The organism is Flavobacterium ginsengisoli (assembly GCF_029625315.1).
GTDB classification, from domain to species: Bacteria; Bacteroidota; Bacteroidia; order Flavobacteriales; family Flavobacteriaceae; genus Flavobacterium; species Flavobacterium ginsengisoli.
This window is the reverse complement of record NZ_CP121110.1, coordinates 3310581-3330273: the sequence shown is the minus strand read 5'-3', so window position 1 is coordinate 3330273 and position 19693 is coordinate 3310581. Positions and strand designations below refer to the sequence as shown.

Annotated in this window: 12 protein-coding genes and 5 pseudogenes; 3 read left to right on the top strand and 14 right to left on the bottom strand. The window is 33.2% G+C overall.

The window, feature by feature from the left end:
- Positions 1-71: 71 nt before the first annotated feature.
- The 5 genes and pseudogenes from P5P87_RS15530 to P5P87_RS15510 form a co-directional block, all read right to left on the bottom strand.
- Complete coding sequence (locus tag P5P87_RS15530; protein ID WP_278019856.1) at positions 72-464, bottom strand: sigma-70 family RNA polymerase sigma factor; 393 nt, start codon at positions 462-464, stop codon at positions 72-74.
- Positions 465-1021: 557 nt separating this feature from the next.
- Positions 1022-1679, bottom strand: a pseudogene (locus P5P87_RS15525) (aspartate kinase).
- 119 nt (positions 1680-1798) lie between these two features.
- Positions 1799-2170, bottom strand: coding sequence for a YraN family protein (locus P5P87_RS15520; protein WP_278019855.1), 372 nt, complete (start codon positions 2168-2170; stop codon positions 1799-1801).
- 173 nt (positions 2171-2343) lie between these two features.
- The gene (locus P5P87_RS15515) at positions 2344-3243 is read right to left on the bottom strand and encodes a S66 peptidase family protein (RefSeq protein WP_278019854.1); all 900 of its coding nucleotides are present in this window, start codon (positions 3241-3243) and stop codon (positions 2344-2346) included.
- Positions 3244-3397: 154 nt separating this feature from the next.
- Complete coding sequence (locus P5P87_RS15510; protein WP_278019853.1) at positions 3398-4474, bottom strand: serine hydrolase domain-containing protein; 1077 nt, start codon at positions 4472-4474, stop codon at positions 3398-3400.
- 129 nt (positions 4475-4603) lie between these two features.
- Between P5P87_RS15510 and P5P87_RS15505 the strand changes: the two genes are divergently transcribed.
- Complete coding sequence (locus tag P5P87_RS15505; protein WP_278019852.1) at positions 4604-5701, top strand: endonuclease/exonuclease/phosphatase family protein; 1098 nt, start codon at positions 4604-4606, stop codon at positions 5699-5701.
- Positions 5702-5817: 116 nt separating this feature from the next.
- Positions 5818-6357: a 3-hydroxyanthranilate 3,4-dioxygenase gene (locus P5P87_RS15500; RefSeq protein ID WP_177211340.1), complete on the top strand. Its 540-nt coding sequence runs from the start codon at positions 5818-5820 to the stop codon at positions 6355-6357.
- 116 nt (positions 6358-6473) lie between these two features.
- Here the strand turns inward: P5P87_RS15500 and P5P87_RS15495 are convergent, their stop codons facing one another.
- Positions 6474-7430 (bottom strand): MBL fold metallo-hydrolase, encoded by a 957-nt coding sequence (locus tag P5P87_RS15495; RefSeq protein ID WP_278019851.1) that lies wholly within the window; start codon positions 7428-7430, stop codon positions 6474-6476.
- Positions 7431-7610: 180 nt separating this feature from the next.
- Here P5P87_RS15495 and amaB point away from each other — a divergent pair, with 180 nt between their 5' ends.
- Entirely contained in the window at positions 7611-9164 is a 1554-nt protein-coding gene (gene amaB, locus P5P87_RS15490) for an L-piperidine-6-carboxylate dehydrogenase (RefSeq protein ID WP_278019850.1), read from the top strand.
- Positions 9165-9224: 60 nt separating this feature from the next.
- Here amaB and P5P87_RS15485 read toward each other — a convergent pair whose 3' ends face one another.
- From P5P87_RS15485 to P5P87_RS15450, 8 genes and pseudogenes are all read right to left on the bottom strand, one after another.
- A complete protein-coding gene (locus P5P87_RS15485) occupies positions 9225-12074 on the bottom strand; it encodes a pectate lyase family protein (protein WP_278019849.1) in 2850 nt (949 codons plus the stop codon).
- A 470-nt stretch (positions 12075-12544) separates the two neighbouring features.
- Positions 12545-13316 (bottom strand): annotated as a pseudogene (locus P5P87_RS15480) (Bax inhibitor-1/YccA family protein).
- 160 nt (positions 13317-13476) lie between these two features.
- Positions 13477-14868: an NADH-quinone oxidoreductase subunit N gene (locus P5P87_RS15475; protein ID WP_278019848.1), complete on the bottom strand. Its 1392-nt coding sequence runs from the start codon at positions 14866-14868 to the stop codon at positions 13477-13479.
- Between the two features lie 67 nt (positions 14869-14935).
- A pseudogene (locus tag P5P87_RS15470) lies at positions 14936-16376 on the bottom strand (complex I subunit 4 family protein).
- Between the two features lie 10 nt (positions 16377-16386).
- Positions 16387-18272, bottom strand: a pseudogene (nuoL, locus tag P5P87_RS15465) (NADH-quinone oxidoreductase subunit L).
- Between the two features lie 6 nt (positions 18273-18278).
- A complete protein-coding gene (gene nuoK / locus P5P87_RS15460; protein WP_008466103.1) occupies positions 18279-18599 on the bottom strand; it encodes an NADH-quinone oxidoreductase subunit NuoK in 321 nt (106 codons plus the stop codon).
- Positions 18599-19138 carry an NADH-quinone oxidoreductase subunit J family protein gene (locus tag P5P87_RS15455; RefSeq protein ID WP_008466105.1) on the bottom strand — a complete coding sequence of 180 codons (540 nt, stop codon included), beginning with the start codon at positions 19136-19138 and terminating at the stop codon, positions 18599-18601. The genes nuoK and P5P87_RS15455 overlap by 1 nt, the downstream gene beginning before the upstream one ends.
- Positions 19139-19685 (bottom strand): annotated as a pseudogene (locus P5P87_RS15450) (NuoI/complex I 23 kDa subunit family protein).
- Positions 19686-19693 lie beyond the last annotated feature (8 nt).

Below are 19693 nucleotides of genomic sequence, written 5' to 3'. Positions count from 1 at the left end.
CTGTGGCAAAAAAATAATCAAAAAAAAATCACTCCGAAGAGTGATTTTAAGGGCAATATTTGTGGTTTTGGTTAGATAATTTCATCGTGAAGTTGAAAAAAACCGCGCATCGATTCGAGCGCTTTACTCATTTGGTTCCGGACTGTATTTATCGAGATTCCGAGTTCCTCGCTTATTTCTTCGTAGCTCATTCCTTTCTTCCGCGACATTTTAAAAATCTGCCGTCGTTTGGGCGGGAGCTGTTTCATAGCTTGTTTTCGAAGTTTTTTGCAATCGGCTTCCCGGATAGCATAATCTCCGTATTCATGTGATTTCTGACTTTCGTAGAAAACGGCTTCTTTCAATAAAATTTCATTCGCAGCCTTATTCAAAACATTAAAAGCCTGATTTCTGGCAATTGTAAAAATGTAGGATTTAAAAGATTGTTCTACATTCAAACTTTCGCGATTGAGCCAGACTTTCAAAAAAACATCCTGTACATTTTCCTCTGCAGCCTTCTTTTGATTTTAGAAGACTGATGCTATATCCATAAATATCTTGGTGGAATAAATCAAAAAGTTGGCGAAAGGCTTTTTCGTTTCCTTTTTTGAGTTCACTTACCAATAATTTTTCACTATGGTTGGCCGCTTCTAACAATTTAATTTGCGTTTATTTAATTCCAATGGTATTAAACTATCAAAATGCGAGGTCTGATGTCTGACTTCATCGCAAATATATAAAAATAATATTCGCAACAAATTATATATAAAAAAACTTAATTCGGATTTTTTGTTAGTTTTTTAAAGAAAGAAACAAAAACTCTTGTTAAGTCGCAGTCGCACTAGTAAGTGTTATTTTGACGCTATTGCAAAATAAATTTTAATTATGAATTTGACTTTTGAGAATATTCTTATCTACGAAATATGAAATTTGGTCTTTTATCTCATTTTATTTCAAAAGAAAAATCCTTTTATCTATAGAAGACAAAAGGATTTTAGTGTTATAAACTCTAATTTGATTTTTAAATTAGATATTTTCTAAATTAGTTTTTTAAGTCTTTAATTACTTTAAAAGCAACATCAACTTGATCTTCTCCAACTAAAATGGTAAACTCATTTGAAGTTGAAATTACCTCGTTGATGATGATTCCTTCCCAAGCCAAACGTTGGAAAATGAAGTAGTAAATACCAGGAACAACAATGTTTTCTTTTGGTAATTTTACTGTGATAGAAGCTAAATTATCTAATTTTTGGATTAATTTTTCTCTCATAAAATGTTTCTCAACTAAGTGATTTACACTACTGCTGACAACGATATTAGTTTCGTTTACTCCACGAGATGAGGTATAAAAAATATCAGACAAAGCATTAATATCAGAGATCAAATCTGCTTGTTTGTTTAAAACAGTTTCAGATGCTTGCAAAAGTGTAATCTGTAAGTTCAGAGCGAACCGTGATTTCACCAATGTTTTTAATTACTTTATTGATTTTGTGATTTAGTTTAAAATCTAGTTCTTCCGTCAGTCGTTTTAAAGACATTACAACAGCGCCTTGTTTTACTTCTTTGCCAAACTCACTTTCTAATTCGGTCATAATATTTCGCGAAAGTGATGTTAGGTTGATAATTCCAAGTGACAGGGCATTTAATAAAAATGGTTTTGTTTTAATGTAGTTTTCTACAATAGAAGAAACAGTTTTCATAATTCTTTTTTTTTTGGTAACAGTTGAGTTGGTAGTTAATTTAACATTGCGATGTTATAATTCTTTGCAAATATAAATAAAAAAACAAATTGTTACAATTATAACAATAAAAAATTATGTTAAAAGTGATAAAAAGCGTCAGTAAGATGTTCAATTGCAAATGATTCCCCATTTTTATGGATGGCAACGATGTCAAAACGGATTTCTAAATCTTCCTGAAAATCCTTTTCCCTATCGTTTATGTAGGCATTTACTGCTTTTATGAGTAATTGAATCTTTTTTTGCTTCACAAAATCTTGCGGAGAACCAAAATCTAAACTCGAACGAGTTTTAACTTCAACAATCGCCAAAACATTATCTTTTTGTGCAATTATATCTATTTCTGCCTTTTGGATAACAAAGTTTCGTTCTAGAATTGAATATCCATTTTCTTCCAAATAATCCGTTGCGAGATCTTCACCTAATTTTCCTAAATCGTTATGTTCTGCCATATGATTTGTTTTTTTGTTTCAAGTTTCAGGTTGTTGAAAAGTGGATAATAGTTTCATGTTTTTTGCAAGTAAAGACGCGAAGCCACAAAGAATATTAAAACTTTGCGACTTCGCGTCTCTGCGAGATTTTATGTGGTATTGTTAGATTTCCTTAAATAAGGAGCTTGACGGTATTATTTTTTAAAAGTAACCGTACTTCCAGAAGCAGTAACTTCTATAGAAACAGTATTTCCCATAATTAAAGCTCTGTTGTCTCTAATATGGCCAGCTGGGAAATTAAAAATTACTGGAATATTGTATTTTTTGGTTACATCATCAATAATTTCTAAAGCATTTTTACCCCAAGGCACTTCATTGTCTTTCATGCTTGTCATTCCGCCAATGATAATTCCTTTTAGATTTTCGATACATCCGTTACGTCTTAGATTCATCATCATACGGTCGATGTGATACAGATATTCATCCAAATCTTCGATAAATAAAATTTTATCCTTGCAGTCAATTGCAGAAGGAGATCCTAATAAACTGTATAAAATAGATAAATTCCCTCCAACTAATTCTCCAGTAGCACTTCCTAAACGATTCATCGAATTTGGACTAATAGAGTAGGAAATAGGTTCGTTAAATAAAGCGGCTTTTAACGAGCTCACAGCATCTGGAGTTGCTCTAGGGACTGTTACTGGCATAATACCATGAATAGATTTGTAACCCATTGTATTCAAATGATTATGAAGAACCGTTACATCACTAAAACCAATAACCCATTTTGGATGCTGTTTAAATTTCGTAAAATCTAGTAAATCTAACATTCTAACAGTGCCATATCCGCCACGAACGCACCAAATGGCTTTAATATTTGGATTGTCCATTTGTTTCTGAAAATCGGCGACTCTCTGTTCATCTGTTCCAGCCAATTGATGATAATCTAAACCAATTGTTGACCCGATAACGGCTTCTAAACCCCAGCTGTGCAATAAATCTATTGTTGGTTTTAAGTTATCGTCGATGTTTTTTCTTGCTGTTGCCAAAAGTGCGACAGTATCTCCTTTTTGTAAATAAGGCGGTGTTATCATGTTTTGTTGAGATTGACAGTTGAATGATTGTAAAGCAAAAATAAGAAATGCGAGTTTACAAAAGACAAAGTGTCTCTTTATATAGTGAAAGCAGTTTTTATTCATTTTTTTCTTTTGCTTAAAATTATAAAATTAATTTTTAAGGTTTATCAATTTAACCTCCATATTGTTTTTGAAGCTCAGATAAAAGCAACATTAAGCCTTTGTCAGCTTCTTCAGATTGCACATTAGCAAATAATATAAAAGCCTTATTGATGTCTTTGCAAATATACACTTTGGTTAAAAATGTTCCTGGATTTCCATAATGAAAAGAATATTTTAAACCTGAATTTTCATTTATTTCAGAATACCATCCAAAAGAAAATTCTGGAAAACCGAAATGCATTTTATTAAATTCTTCTTCAGACAATACTTTTGATTTCCCTAACAAACCTTGTAGTCGCATCTGTGTAAATTTGCAAAAATCAGGGAGGTTTACATTAATATTTCCTGCTGATGAAAGCCAATTTAATTTATAATTTACAAATGGTTTTTCAGGCTTCAAATTCTCATCATGTCCCCATGGCTGGTTTACATCAGTAACGTTTGGCTGTCCAAAACCAAAGTTTATGTTTAGCTTTTTGCCCAATTCTTTTACTAAAGTTTCATAACTTTTTCCAGTTGCTTTTTCGAGCATCAAACCTGCCGCAACAAAACTTGGATTAGAACCATACCAATCTTGTTTCTCAGTAACAATTTGTTTTTGCTTAAAAAACCAACTTATAAATTCATAACGTTGTTCCTGATTGTTGCCCTTAATTTCTTGTTGATTTGGCGTTTCATTTCCATAAGACCAAGTTGGAATTGGCGCTCTAAATGTCAAGAAATCTTGCAAGGTTATGTTATAGATTTCTGGATTACTTTCTGCTTTTAATTCAGGATACAAATCAAAGAATTTGGTATCCCATTTTATCTTCCCTTCTTTAACTAAAGTCGTCGCGATATAACTTGTGATCGTTTTTGTGATGGATCCTAAACGGAATATATCATTAATTTTTGCTTTATGAGAAGACTTGTAACGTTGAAATCCTAAAGCATCAATTTCAAGTATAGAATCTGAAGAAACAACTGCATAAGCCAGTTCTGGAATTTTGTATTGTTTTCTAATTTCCTCTGCTCGAGAACTGTTTTTCTGTCCGTAAAATGTATTTAAAGAGCTTAAGAAGAAAGTAAAAAACAGTATTTTTTTCATGTTATAAATTATCAGATTTTTTGAGCAAGGTACAAGACTTTTACAAGAAACAAATGTAATATTTTGAAATTTTATTTAAGTAAAAATCTTACATTTTTTAGTTAGATTTGTCTTTTTAAAATCTTATATATGCCTTTAAAATTTAGATTTTGTCTGCTTTTTCTTTTTGGAACGTCAGTCCTTTTTAGCCAATCCAAAAAGTACAAAATACATACAGTTGCTTTTTACAATTTTGAAAACTTTTATGATACTGTAGATGATGCATTCACAAATGATGATGAATGGACACCAAATGGAGCGCAGCATTGGACAACAGAGAAATACCAGCAGAAACTAAAGAACTTGGCGAGGGTTTTATCTGAAATTGGAACACCAGATAATTCAAATGCGCCAACTTTAATTGGGGGAGCAGAAATAGAAAATAGAGCAGTTTTAGAAGATTTGATAAAAGAGCCAAAATTACAGCCGTTGGATTTAGGAATCATTCATTTTGATTCTCCAGATAAGCGTGGTATCGATGTGGCGCTACTTTATCAGAAAAAGTATTTCAGACCAACTTCTTATTCGAATATTCCTTTAATTATTTATAGAAAAGAAATTCCTAAAAAAGAAGAAGAAACAGAAATTTTAGATGACGAAATAGAGGTTAAGAAAGAAAATAAAAATCGAGTTTTTACAAGAGATCAACTTTTGGTTTCGGGATTTTTAGAGGATGAAGAAATACATATTATTGTCAATCACTGGCCATCGAGATCAGGCGGAGAAAAGGCAACTAGTTTATTTCGGGAAGCAGCGGGAAAATTGAACAGGAAAATTATTGATTCTTTGCAAAGGATTAATCCTCAGGCAAAAGTATTAACAATGGGAGATTTTAATGATTCACCATCAAACAAAAGCATAAAATCAGGACTAGGTGCAAAAGGAATAAAAGCTGAAGTTTCGGAATTTGGAGTTTTTAATCCGTTTGAAGAGCTTGCCAATAAAGGTTTAGGAACTATTGCTTATCGTGATTCTTGGAATATTTTTGATCAAATTATCATGACAGAATCCTTAATTAAATCGGATTTTTCAACTTTTAATTTTTGGAAATCGGGTATTTTCAGCAGACCTTATCTTATTCAAAATTCGGGGCAATACAAAGGTTATCCGTTGCGGAACACTTTGGCGGAAGCTGGTTTTAGTGATCATCTTCCGGTTTATATTTATTTGATAAAAGAATTTAAATAAGTATTCAGTCTCAGTTGCAGTTTTCAGTTTTGCAGAGACTGATTACTCTGGCTGAAAACTGCAACTGAGACTGAATACTTTTCACTACCTTAGCTTTTCATAAATTTTGAATAAAAATGGCTATAGCAAAACCTTTTAACCTGACGCAATGGATTGACGAAAACCGTCATTTACTTAAACCGCCTGTTGGAAATAAAAACTTATATGTTGATTCTGGAGATTATATTGTAATGATTGTTGCAGGTCCCAATGCGCGAAAAGATTACCATTATAACGAAACAGAAGAACTTTTTTATCAGTTAGAAGGAAATATCAAGGTTGTCATTCAGGAAGATGGTCAACGTAAAGAAATGGAATTAAATGCAGGCGATATGTATCTGCATCCTGCAAAAGTGCCTCATTCTCCTGTTCGTTCAGAAGGTTCTATCGGACTTGTGATCGAAAGAAAACGTGCTGGACAAGGTTTTACAGATGGTTTGCTTTGGCATTGCGATAACTGCAATCATAAACTGTACGAAGTGTATTTTGAACTTCATAATATCGAAAAAGATTTCCTTCCTCATTTTGAACACTTCTACAATTCAGAAGATTTAAGAACCTGCGATAATTGCGGAACTGTTATGGAAACTGATCCGAGATTCACGGCTAAGAAATAATATTTATAGAAATAGAAAACCCGACAGGTTTTAAAAACTCGTCGGGTTTAATTATGTTTTGTATTTAGAAATTAAAATAAATCCTTTTAATCCTTAGAATCTGTGGCAAAATAAAACTACAATTCAAACTTTTTCCCCTGCTCAGGATAAATAATTTTCAATCCTAAATCATTTTGAGCTTTTAACTGCTCTTTAATTTTCGCAATATTCTTTGCAGGCGGTTTCAAATGTGTGATGATAATTTTAAAGTTTTCAAGAGAACCTTTTCCAGCTAAATCCTCTAGAATATGAAGTTCTTTTATTAAATAATTTGGAGTCAAATGACCAAACAAGAATTTATCTGGTTGCTCATTTGGAAAAGAAACTTCAATAAAAATTCCTTTCAATTGTTTGGCTTTAACCAATGGAGCAACTGCGGTCCATAAATCACGGAGATTATTACTTTTTTCTACTTCATCTGGTCCTGTGTCGCCTAAATATAAAGCGTAATCATTTTCATTTTTAATTAAGAAAGCAGTACTCTCAAACGGATTAACATGGCTTAACGAAAATGCTTTAACTGCCATTTTGGTATTCGTCAAAGAAGTTTCTTCTCCCAAATTTAAAGTCTGAAAATGGTATTTTTTTAAAGGAAATCCTGGTCCTGCGTCTCCAAAGTTAGCCCAAGTCTGATCGTTGAAATAATGGTTTTCCATCATTTCCATGCATTTATTTGTAGCATAAACTGTTTTCGAAGAATCGGCTGGAGAATTAATTATCAAACCAGAAACATGATCTAAATGTGCGTGTGAAATTAAATATCCTTTGATGTATTTTCGTAAAACTTCACTTGTAGAAACTTTAAAAGTTTTCTTCTCAATAGCTTTTTCAATTCCGGCGTTTACAGTTCCAGCATCAAGGCAGATATAATCAGTTGTGTTGGCTGGAGCGATTAAATAAGCAGAAAGATTTTTTTCGTCAATACCACCCATTACGCCTAATGGAACTACAGAAAAAGAACTTTTTCCTTTTTGAGAGAATATATTTGTTGAAATTAAGAGAAAACAAAGCAGAAGCCTAAAAGAATGGGTCATATTTTTAATTTTAAGTACTGCAAATTTCATTAAATAAATTCAATATTGAAGTTTCGTTTCTGTTAATACTATAAAATAAGCTTAAATTTACGTTCATTTATGAATTAACTTCAATCAAAAATTAATTCTAAAACAATATCTTTACATAAAAATATAACAATTTTAACCAAAAAAGTTACAATGACAACAATAGCATCGCAATTTGGAATGAAGGAAGCTCTTGATAAATTGGGCATCAAGACAATAAATGAAGGAACATCAACAGGAATTAACAATTTTTCTTCTGGAGAAATTTTGGAAAGTTATTCGCCAGTTGATGGAAAATTAATTGCTTCGGTAAAAATGTCAACGGCAGCAGATTACGAAAAAGCAATTCAAACCGCAGCAGAAGCTTTTAAAACATTTAGATTAATTCCTGCTCCACAACGTGGTGAAATTGTACGCCAATTTGGAGAAAAATTAAGACAAAATAAAGAGGCTCTTGGTAAGTTGGTTTCTTACGAAATGGGGAAATCATTGCAAGAAGGATATGGTGAAGTTCAGGAAATGATAGATATCTGTGATTTTGCAGTAGGTTTATCGCGCCAACTTCACGGATTAACAATGCATTCTGAAAGACCAGGACATAGAATGTATGAACAATATCATCCGCTTGGAATTGTCGGAATCATTTCAGCATTTAATTTTCCAGTTGCAGTTTGGTCTTGGAACACAGCTTTAGCTTGGATTTCTGGTGATGTCTGTGTTTGGAAGCCATCTGAAAAAACACCTCTTTGCGGTATTGCCTGCCAAAATATAATTGCTCAAGTTATAAAAGAAAACAATCTTCCAGAAGGAATTTCGTGTTTAATAAACGGAGATTATAAAATAGGAGAGTTGTTGACAGCAGATACTCGCATTCCGCTTATTTCGGCAACAGGTTCAACTAGAATGGGGAAAATTGTAGCGCAAACTGTTGCAGGAAGGTTAGGGAAATCATTGTTAGAGTTAGGAGGAAATAATGCAATTATTGTTACTCCAGACGCAGATATTAAAATGACTGTTATTGGTGCTGTTTTTGGCGCTGTTGGAACTGCTGGACAAAGATGTACTTCTACTAGAAGACTGATTATTCACGAAAGTATTTATGATAAAGTGAAAGATGCTTTGGTTGCGACTTATAAACAGTTAAGAATCGGAAATCCGCTTGACGAAAAGAATCATGTTGGACCACTAATTGATACTCATGCTGTAGAAATGTATGCCGCAGCATTAAATAAAGTAGTAGCCGAAGGTGGAAAAATCCTTGTAGAAGGAGGAGTATTATCTGGTGAAGGTTATGAAAGCGGCTGTTATGTAAAACCTGCAATTGCAGAAGCTAAAAATTCGTTTGAAATTGTACAGCATGAAACTTTTGCTCCAGTTTTATATTTAATTAAATATTCTGGCGAAGTAGAAAATGCGATAGAAATTCAAAATGGAGTTGCACAAGGATTATCTTCTGCAATTATGACGAATAACTTACGTGAAGCCGAAAGATTTTTATCTGCAACAGGTTCTGATTGCGGAATCGCAAACGTAAACATAGGAACTTCTGGTGCTGAAATTGGAGGTGCTTTTGGAGGTGAAAAAGAAACAGGAGGTGGTCGTGAGTCTGGATCTGATGCTTGGAAAATTTACATGAGACGTCAAACTAATACAATCAATTATACAACAAATCTTCCGCTTGCGCAGGGAATTAAATTTGATTTGTAGTTCATAATATTTGAAAAAAAGGCTTCCAATTTTGGAAGCCTTTTTAAGTTAAGTTAGTTTTTACTTTTTAATTAGTGTTTGGTTAAATGACCCATCGACAGTATAAATTTTGGCTAGGTAAGTACCAGGAATTAAACTGCTTGTATCAATACTTTGAGAATTTCCAGAAGTAATTACTAGATTTCCAGAAACATTGTAAATAAGTACTTTTTGTACCTTCTGTTCGGAATCTGATAAATATAAAGTACTTGAAACTGGATTGGGATATAAAATTATTTTTGAAGTTTCTATGGTTGTTGTCTCGGCGATCGCGACCATTTTTAGAGTCGTTCCGCCATAAACAGTGCTAATATAGAATAAATTAGCAACAGAACCTTTTGTTATGGTATGAGAACCAGCAGCTATTGAAGCAGTTACAATACCAGCTGAGGCTGTATACGAAACATTATCTACTTTAATAGTTCCATTAAAACTCGAATCAAATACTAAAGTTAAAGTAGACGCGCTAGTTGTCGTATACGTTATAGATGTGCTTGATTCGATTTTTAGACGCTCAGTAAGTGTTAGTCCATTGTAAGTTACAGAACCTGGAGTTGAATTCATATTTCCTGTAATAGAGTAGAATGTACTTGTTTTACCAGATGTAGTAAAATTATGTAATTCAGATCCGCCACCCGAGCCTGTAGTAACTGTTATGGTTCCCGATGCAGATACTGGTGTTCCAGCTGTTCCTGAAGTGGTTACCGTATAAGAAACATTTGCAGTTGGAGTTCCAGTAATAGTTATCGTTTTTGCAGTTGTATTTTTTACAAAAGACAATCCAGAAGCTGGTAATCCAGTTACAGATGCATCTGTAGCATTTCCGCCCCAAGTAAATACAATCAAAGCAATAGCAGTTCCAGAAGAAACAGTTTGGCTGTTATTGCCAGATGAAGCTAATGTTTGTGTTCCAGCTGGAGTTACTGTTACAGTTCCAGAACCAGTAGCTGGGGAACCACTAGTTCCAGAAGTTGCAATGGAGTACGAAACTGTTGCAGTTGGCGTACCCGAAATAGTTATCGTTTTAGCTGTAGTATTTTTTACAAAAGTCAATCCAGAAGCAGGCAATCCAGTTACGGCTGCATCAGTTGCATCTCCGCCCCATGTAAATACGATGGAAGAAATTGCTGTTCCGCTTACAACGGTTTGATTGTTGTTTGAAGCAGATGTTAAAGTTAAAGTCTGTGTTCCAGCAGGTGGATTTCCTTCGCCTTGTACAGCAACTAAAGTTCCTGTGTAATTTGTAAGTGTTGTTTTTAATGCTGTAATAACTAAAGAAGAAGTATCATCTGTAGCATTATTGAACGACCATTTTAAATCTCCTCCAGAAACACGTCCTGCATATTGCGTTGTTTTTGTTTTCGCTGCAGCTGGAGTATCAATTACTAAATTTTTCACATATAAATTAGCATCTGTATCAAAGTTGTTATAAGTATTTGCACCAGATTTAGATTTTACAGAACTACTTACAACTTCGCTTCTTGTGCTTGCTACATAAGCATCAAAATCGGTTGTAGAGCTAATTTTTCCAGAGATATTGTATAACGGATTTGGATCATTGTAAGCAACAAAACGCATGTTGTTTGTTCCGTTTGAAGCATCAAATGTATTGTTATAAGCTTTGATGCTTCCTCCAGCTTCGCCAGAGAATGTTCCCATTGTTCCTGCATTATTTACTTGGTTGGTTTCATCCCAAATGTCAGAACCTTGTAGAGAAGTTAGCATTGGATGTTTACTGTTTCTAAAGTAATTTCCTTCAACAAAAAGTGATGAGCCCATAGTTGAGCCCGCTCCATATTTAGCAACTCCATCATAATAGTTGTTGTAAATATGTGCTGAATAATAACGCACGCGTGGATGACGAGAATCTGAGTGGTCAAACCAGTTGTGGTGATAAGTTACGTACAAACCAGAAGTTGTTCCTTCGCTTAAACCAAGAAGACTTGCTTTTCCATTATCCCAAAAGTGGTTGTAAGACATTGTAATGTAAGTTGAAGATTTATTATCTAATGCTCCATCGCCTTTTATTTGGTCAGCATCGCTTCCTGCATTTCCATAAAATAAATCACAGTTATGAACCCAAACGTGATCATTGCTTTGCTGCATTCCCACGTTATCACCTGCAGTACTGTCGCAGTTCATAAATCCAAGATTGTTTACTTCTATATTTGAAGCCGATTTCAATCTAACTCCCCACCCGTTTGCTACAGCGTCATCGCCAATACCTTCGATTGTAACATAGCTTGAAGCATTGTTGGAGTTTTCAATAACAACATCGCCACCTTCCATAATAGTCATATCTGTAATATTTCCAATTAGACGGATAATAAATGGGCGAGTGTCTTTTCCTTTTTTGATAGCGTAAAGAATATTTTGTAAACCAATACAAGGATTAGCACTTGCACCAGTAATATTCATTGAAATTGTGTTTTTCGTATTTTGGGTAATGTACAAAATTACAGCATTGTCTTTAGGCGTTCCGTCTGCTTTGTATCCTCCAGGAACACGACCACCTTCAAAAGCAAATCCGTTTCTGTCGTGTGCGGTTACAGTTAGATTTCCTGTTGTAGCTCCAGTTCCTTCTGTCCCATTTACAACAGGTTTTACTTTTACAGTGTAAGTTCCGGCTTTAAGTCCCGGAATGTCAGCACGGAAATAAGAACCATAACTTCTAATAAGTTGGTCGTCTATTTTCTGATCTGTAAATCCGTTACCAGTGTAATACACATTGTAAGTCTGGGCGCCACTAACCGGTTGCCATTTTACAAAAGCCGATTCTAGCCAGCCAGAAGCTTCATTAATTTGGATAGTTTGGGCCCATAATTGAACTGTCATGAGAAAGACAGTCATGAAAAGTAGGTTTTTTTTCATAATTGTTTTGTTTAAGATAGTTAATAATAAGTAAGTGGTTTTACTTTCGACTTCAAGTGGTTTAATTGTAATCGATTACACGAAATTATATATTAATTCTTAATTCTTTATTTTTTTTAGCTAAAAAAATAATATACTTTATTTTTTTAGCTTTTTAAATGTTAAAAATGCAACAAATTGCATAAATTGTAATTTATTACATGTTTTGATTTCTTGAGAAAAGCCGTGTTTTTCTAGCTTTTGATTATTTCTATCTTTAAACGGGTAGAATATAGAAGATTTATAATTTTTTTTAATTACAATAAATTACATTTTTATTTTTGTAAGAAATAAATTATTTTTTGGTTTTGAATAACAGATTATTCTTAGAAGTTTTAAACCTAATTTTGCGAAAAAGCAATCTATAAGTATAAAAAAAAGCCTTTCTGATTTTACTCAAAAAGGCTTTAGATTATTTAAAAGAGACTTATTTAGTCTTTGCTAGAAAGTTTTGATAAAAGTCTTAAGAATTCAATATACAACCAAACTAATGTAATCATCAATCCCATTGCTCCATACCATTCCATAAATTTTGGCATTTTTTCTCTTGCGCCTTTTTCAATTAAATCAAAATCTAAGAAAAGGTTAAGAGCAGACTATGATGATAACAAAAACACTAATACCAATACTCATCATAGAATTTCCGTAATGAACAGGTGTCCAGCTTGTAAACATTGATACAACCCAAGAAATTAAATAATAAGTAGCAATAGCCAATGTTGCGACAACAACAACAGATTTGAATTGTTCTGTAACTTTTACGATTCTAAATTTATATAAACCTAAACAAACCAAGAAAGTAACAAGAGTTGCGCCAACTGCATTGATTACGATTCCAGGAAATTTTAATTCAAATATTGCAGAAATACCTCCTATGAATAATCCTTCAAATAATGCATATCCTGGAGCTAGGTAAGGAGATAATTGTGGTTTGAATGAAGAAACTAATACTAAAATGAAACCAACAATTGCACCTCCAATTGTTGGAAGCATTGGGTTTATTCCGTTAAAAGTCATCCACCATGTCACCATAGCAGCTCCGCATAAGATTAGGAATAGGATTGCTGTTTTGTTGATTGTTCCAGACACCGTCATTTCTTGATTGTAATCAATAATCTGAGCGTGGTGTACTTCTGTTCTTGGTTCAGCATTAGACGAAAAACGCTTACTGTTTAAAAATGGATTTTTTGAATTAAAGTTCATAATTTAATACATTTAATTGAACTCAAATATATGGAGATTTTTTGAAGTGCAATTGTCTAGAAGAAATTTTTAACATGAATTTCTGTTCTTAATTTAAGGCATAAAAAAATCCATTAAAACTGATTTAATGGATTTTTGAGTATTTTTTAAAGAAATAATTTTATTTCAATAAGTCTAAAACTAATGATGGAAATAAACCTAAAGCAATATTTAAAACAATTGACACCACAGCTGTAGCATAAATAAGGAATGGTCTTCCTGTTCTTTCTTGATTTGGTTCTTTAGAATACATTGCTATGATTAGTTTGAAATAGTATCCAACACTTATGATAGAATTAATTACAGCAACAATTACTAAACCAATGTATCCTGCTTGAATAGTTTGGTTGAATAAAAATAACTTAGCAAAAAATCCAGAGAAAATAGGAATTCCGGCCATTGATAATAATGAAGCTGTAAGAACTGCAGCCAATAGCGGATTTGTTTTTCCTAAACCGTGGAAATTTGTAATATCTTCATTGTCATGATCTCTACAAACATATAAAATTACACTAAAAGCAGCTATACCAGCTAATGCATAAGCAGCAGTGTAGTATAATAAAACTCCAGCAGAAGCTGAAACAGTTAATAATGTCATTAACATGAAACCTGCGTGAGAGATTCCAGAGAAAGCAAGCATACGTTTTACGTTTACTTGTCTTAATGCCATAATATTACCAACAGACATAGACGCAATAGAAATAATAACTACGATAACTTCAAATGTATGTAGAAGGTCTTGGTTGTCTAATGAAGGAATTAAGTTCATACCAGAAACCAACTTGAATAGAGTTGCAATTGCGACTACTTTTGCTAAAGTACTCATTAAAGCTGTAGTTAAAGCAGGAGAACCTTCGTAAACGTCTGGAGCCCAGAAGTGGAAAGGAACTGCGACTACTTTAAATAACATTCCAACAACCATTAAAATCATTCCAATTGGAAACCATATTGGTAACTCTGCAGAAAGGGCACTTTCGTGAATGTCACTAATGTCAAAACTTCCCATTGCACCGTAAATCAAACAGATTCCGAATAAGATAATTCCTGAAGCGAAAGAACCCATTAAGAAATATTTCATACCAGCCTCATTGCTTTTGATATTTAAACGATCGCTTGCAGCAAGTACATATAAAGCAATAGATAAGATTTCAATTCCTAAAAAGAACATTGCTAAGTTTCCAAAAGAAACCATTGCTACAGCACCAGCTAGTAAGAAAACTTTAATTGCCACATAATCTGAAATTTTCGTTGGGTGATTGTGGTAAAAATTATGACTTAATGCTACAAGGAATATAGTCAAAACGATAAACAATGATGAAAAAGCTGTAGAAAACTTGCTCACTGCTATCATATTGTTGTAATAACTTTGTTCTGTTCCAAATTCACAGTAATTAAGAGCCAAAACACCTATTAAACCCAAAATGGTAATAGGAACAATGGCCTTTCTTAAATTAAGAATTTCAAACAATAGGCAGAAAATACCCAATCCTGTTATAGCTATTAATGTATTCATTTTTATCTTTTTGATTTAGGATTCCAATTTTTAAGTGTAATCCTAATTTATTTTTTTGTTTAAAATATTAGTTCTTATTGATAACTTGTAAAATGGTTTCCAAGCTTGGTGTAATCAAATCTGTAATTGGTTTTGGATAGAATCCGAAAAACAATAAAACCGCAATGATTACAACAAATGAAACTCCTTCGTTAAGTGTAACATCAGCAAAAGTTTTTGCATTTGTTTCTCCTAACATTACATGCTGGAACATTCTTAACATATAGTAAGCTCCTAAAATAATAGTAGTTCCACCAAGAATAGCAAACCAGATATTAATTTGAGATAAACTGTATAATACTGTAAACTCTCCAACAAAGTTAAATGTACTTGGTAATGCAACAGAAGCTAATACTAAGATTAAAAACATTGATGTGAATTTTGGAGACTGAGTACGAATACCACCCATTTCTTCAATTTCTCTAGTTTCGTATCTTCTGAAAATTACTTCAGCAGCGAAGAATAATCCAACTACAACAAAACCGTGAGCGATCATTTGCATAACTGCACCTCTAAAACCATCTAGAGTTAAAGTGTAAGATCCTGCCGCGATTAAACCAACGTGAGCAAGAGAAGAATAAGCTAATAATTTCTTTAAATCTTTTTGTCTCAATGCAACGATTGAACCGTAGATTACACCTGCAATTCCTAAACCAATAAAGATATACATGTATTCTTTAGCGAGCGATTGGTGCAAGTGGCAATTGCCAACGAAGTACGCTGTACAATCCCATTTTTAGCATGATACCAGATAAAAGCATTGTTCCAACAGTTGGTGCTTTTTGGTACACATTTGCCTGCCAAGTGTGGAAAGGAATAATTGGAATTTTGATAGCATAAGCTAAGAAGAAAGCCAAGAAAATCCAGAATTGCTCGCAAGCAGACAAGTTTACTTTATATAAATCTTCGATTAAGAAAGAACCTGCTTTTTGGTATAAATAAATAAAAGCAGTTAACATGAATAACGAACCAGCAAGAGTGTAAATAAAGAATTTAACCACCGCTTTTCTGCGCTCTTCAGCATCACCATTACCCCAGATCAAAGCAATAAAGTAGATTGGAATAAGTGCTAACTCCCAGAAAATATAATATAAAAGACCATCAGCGACTAAGAAAGTTCCAGTCATAGCAAAAGCCATAAACAAGATTAGAGCATAGAAGCCTTTTGCATTTTTATATTCATTTCCGAAAGAAGAAAATATGATTATCGGAGTTAAAGCTACGGTCAATAAAACCATTGCAAGTCCAAGTCCATCACCGTTTAAAGCGAATGAAATTTTTGGTTGATTAATCCAGCTGTTGATTACGCTGATATTTTCACCTGCATTATAATTATTCAATAATACAATTGAACATCCTAAAGCGGCTAAACTGAAAAGTAAAGCAACTTTTGAAGCTAGTTTGTCACCAGAAAAGTAAGTGGCAAATGCACCAATTAAAAGTATAATTAATATAGTAGAAACGTTCATAGTAATAATATTATTGAGCTAAAAATATATAGGAAACAATTGCACAAAGTCCTAAAACAAATACAAATAGATATAATCCTATACTTCCGGTTTGTAATTTTTTTCCTTGGAAAGCAATTTCGTTTGCTATTTTACCTAATCCAAAAACAAGAGCAGACAATCCTGTCTCGATATAATCTCTAAAGAATTTAGATAAACTATTTACTGGTGCTACAAATACAGCGTCGTAAACTTCGTCTACATAGTATTTGTTGTATAACACTTTGCTTAAACCAGTAATGTTTTCATCAGATTCTGGAACATTATCTTGTTTAAAGTATTTTACGTAAGCAATTAAAATTCCTAATAGTCCGCCTAAAACTGCAACACCCATTAAAGTGTATTCAGTTGTGCCTAAATGATGTTCTTCGCCAGCTACTTTTGTGAAAAGAGGAGCAAGGTAACCATTCAACCAGCTGTTTCCAGGTAAACTAATCAATCCACCAAAAGTCGCTAAAATAGCTAAGATGATAAGCGGAATAGTAATTAATGAACCGCTTTCGTGTAAATGGTGTTTTTGCTCTTCTGTTCCTCTAAATTCTTTGAAGAAAGTCAAGAACATTAAACGGAACATATAAAAAGCCGTCATGATTGAAGCAACAGATCCAACAACGTATAATGGAATACTGTGGTGGAATGCAGTCAATAAAATTTCGTCTTTAGAGAAGAATCCAGAGAAGAATGGAACTCCTGAAATTGCTAATGAAGAAATCAACATTGTCCAGAAAGTGATTGGCATTGCTTTACGCAAACCTCCCATGTTACGCATATCTTGTTCTCCGTGTAATCCGTGAATTACAGATCCAGAACCTAAGAATAAACAAGCTTTAAAGAAAGCGTGAGTGATTACGTGGAAAACCGCTACTTCATAAGCTCCAAATCCTAATGCTAAAAACATTAAACCTAATTGAGAAACTGTAGAGTAAGCTAATACTTTTTTGATATCGTTTTGAACCAATCCGATTGTAGGCGCAACTAATGAAGTGATAGCTCCAATAATCGCAATTACAGATTGAACATCTGTTGCAAGGTCAAAAACAAAGTTTAATCTTGTTACCATAAAGATACCAGCAGTTACCATTGTAGTCTGCGTGGATTAAAGCAGAAACTGGAGTTGGTCCAGCCATCGCATCAGGTAACCAAGTATATAACGGAATTTGAGCAGATTTACCGCAAGCTCCAATAAACAAACATAAAGTCTGCTAAAGAAAGTAATGGTAAATTTAAGTTTGAAGCTCCAGCAATTGCAGTTTTTAAAGTTGCATAATCTAATGTTGAGAACATCGATCCAATGATGAACATTCCGATTAATAAACCTAAATCTCCAATTCTGTTCATGATGAAAGCTTTTTTCGCGACATCATTGTAATCTTGGTTTTTATGCCAAAATCCAATTAATAGGTAAGAACAAAGTCCAACACCTTCCCATCCGATGAAAAGAACTAATAAGTTACTTCCAATTACAAGTGTAATCATGAAGAAAACGAATAGATTTAAATAAGCAAAAAACTTGTGCATATTCTCATCATCGTGCATGTAACTGATAGAGTATAAGTGAATCAAAGATCCGATTCCAGTTACGAAAAGTAACCAAAGAACAGATAATTGATCTAATAAAAATCCAAGATTGATTTTTAAGTTGCTAATTTGAATCCAATCAAATAAAGTAACTTCAATTCCTTTTCCAGTTGAAGTTATTTGATTAAAAAGTAAAAGAGAAACTACAAAAGAAATTGCTACAGCAATAGTTCCGATTGCACCAGAAACTGTTTTGCCTAAGCTTTTTCCAAAAAAGACATTTACTAGAAATCCTAGTAAAGGAGTTAAAACTAAAATTAAAGCTAAATTGGTATCCATTTCTGATTATCCTTTTAAATTTTTTAAATTATCGATACTGATTGATCCGATATTTCTAAAGATAGAAACTAAAATGGCCAATCCTACCGCAACTTCGGCTGCAGCAACCGCCATCGAGAAGAACACAAAAACTTGTCCTTGTGCATCTTGATGATAAGTTGAAAAAGCAACAAATAAAAGGTTTACCGCATTCAACATAATTTCGATAGACATGAAAACGATAATAGCATTTCGTCTGTACAATACACCAAAAATTCCAATACAGAAAAGTACAACACTCAAAAAGATGTAGTTTTCAATACCTATTTGATTTAATATATTACCCATTATTTATTTAATTTTTCTTTTTTAGACAATAGAACTGTTCCAATCATAGCAACCAAAAGTAAGATTGAAGCAAATTCGAACGGAACCATATATTCGTTCAATAATATTTTACCTAAAACTTTAATCGATTGGAAATCTTCTCCAGTAGAATCGTATTCACCAACAATTGGTTTCGAGTTGATAAAAATTGTAATTAAAACAATCAATATTAAACAGAAAGAAACAATAGCACCTAAACGTGTAATTCTAGGTCGGTGAACTTCTCGCTGTTCGTTCAGGTTCATCAACATAATGGTAAACAGGAACAAGATCATAATAGCTCCGGAGTAGACTATTATATGTACAACAGCTAAGAACTGAGAATTTAATAGTAAATAATGACCAGCAATAGAGAAGAAACAAATTACCAAATAGATGGCACTATGAATCGGGTTTCTGCTGAAAATAGTCAAGAAAGCAGTAATAACGGTAATAAACGCTAAAAAGCAAAAGATAACTTGAATAGTTGTCGCGTGTGCAAAATCAGGAATATGTATCATTTAGTTAGCGTTTTTAAGTTGAGCGTTTTTCATAGCCATTTCTAAAGGCATTACTAATTTATCTTTCCCGAATATGAAATCCTCTCTATTGTAGCTAGCAGGAACCAATACTTTAGATTCTGTTAAGTAAATAGCATCTTTTGGACAAGCTTCTTCACATAAACCACAGAAAATGCAACGAAGCATGTTGATCTCATAGATTTCAGCATATTTTTCTTCTCTGTATAAGTGTTTTTCATCAGGCTTGCGTTCAGCGAGCTTTCATTGTTATAGCTTCTGCTGGACATGATAAAGCACATAATCCGCAAGCAGTACAGTTTTCACGGCCTTGCTCATCACGTTTCAACATATGCTGACCACGATAAACTGGACTCATTTCACGAACCTGCTCTGGGTAATGAATGGTAACTTTCTTTCTAAAAAGGTGTTTTACAGTAATAATTAAACCTTTTACAATCGCCACAAGATACAATCGTTCAACAAAAGACATGTCCTTATTTGACACCACCTTTTTTCTACCCGATAATGATATAGTTTCTATTGACATTTTTACTA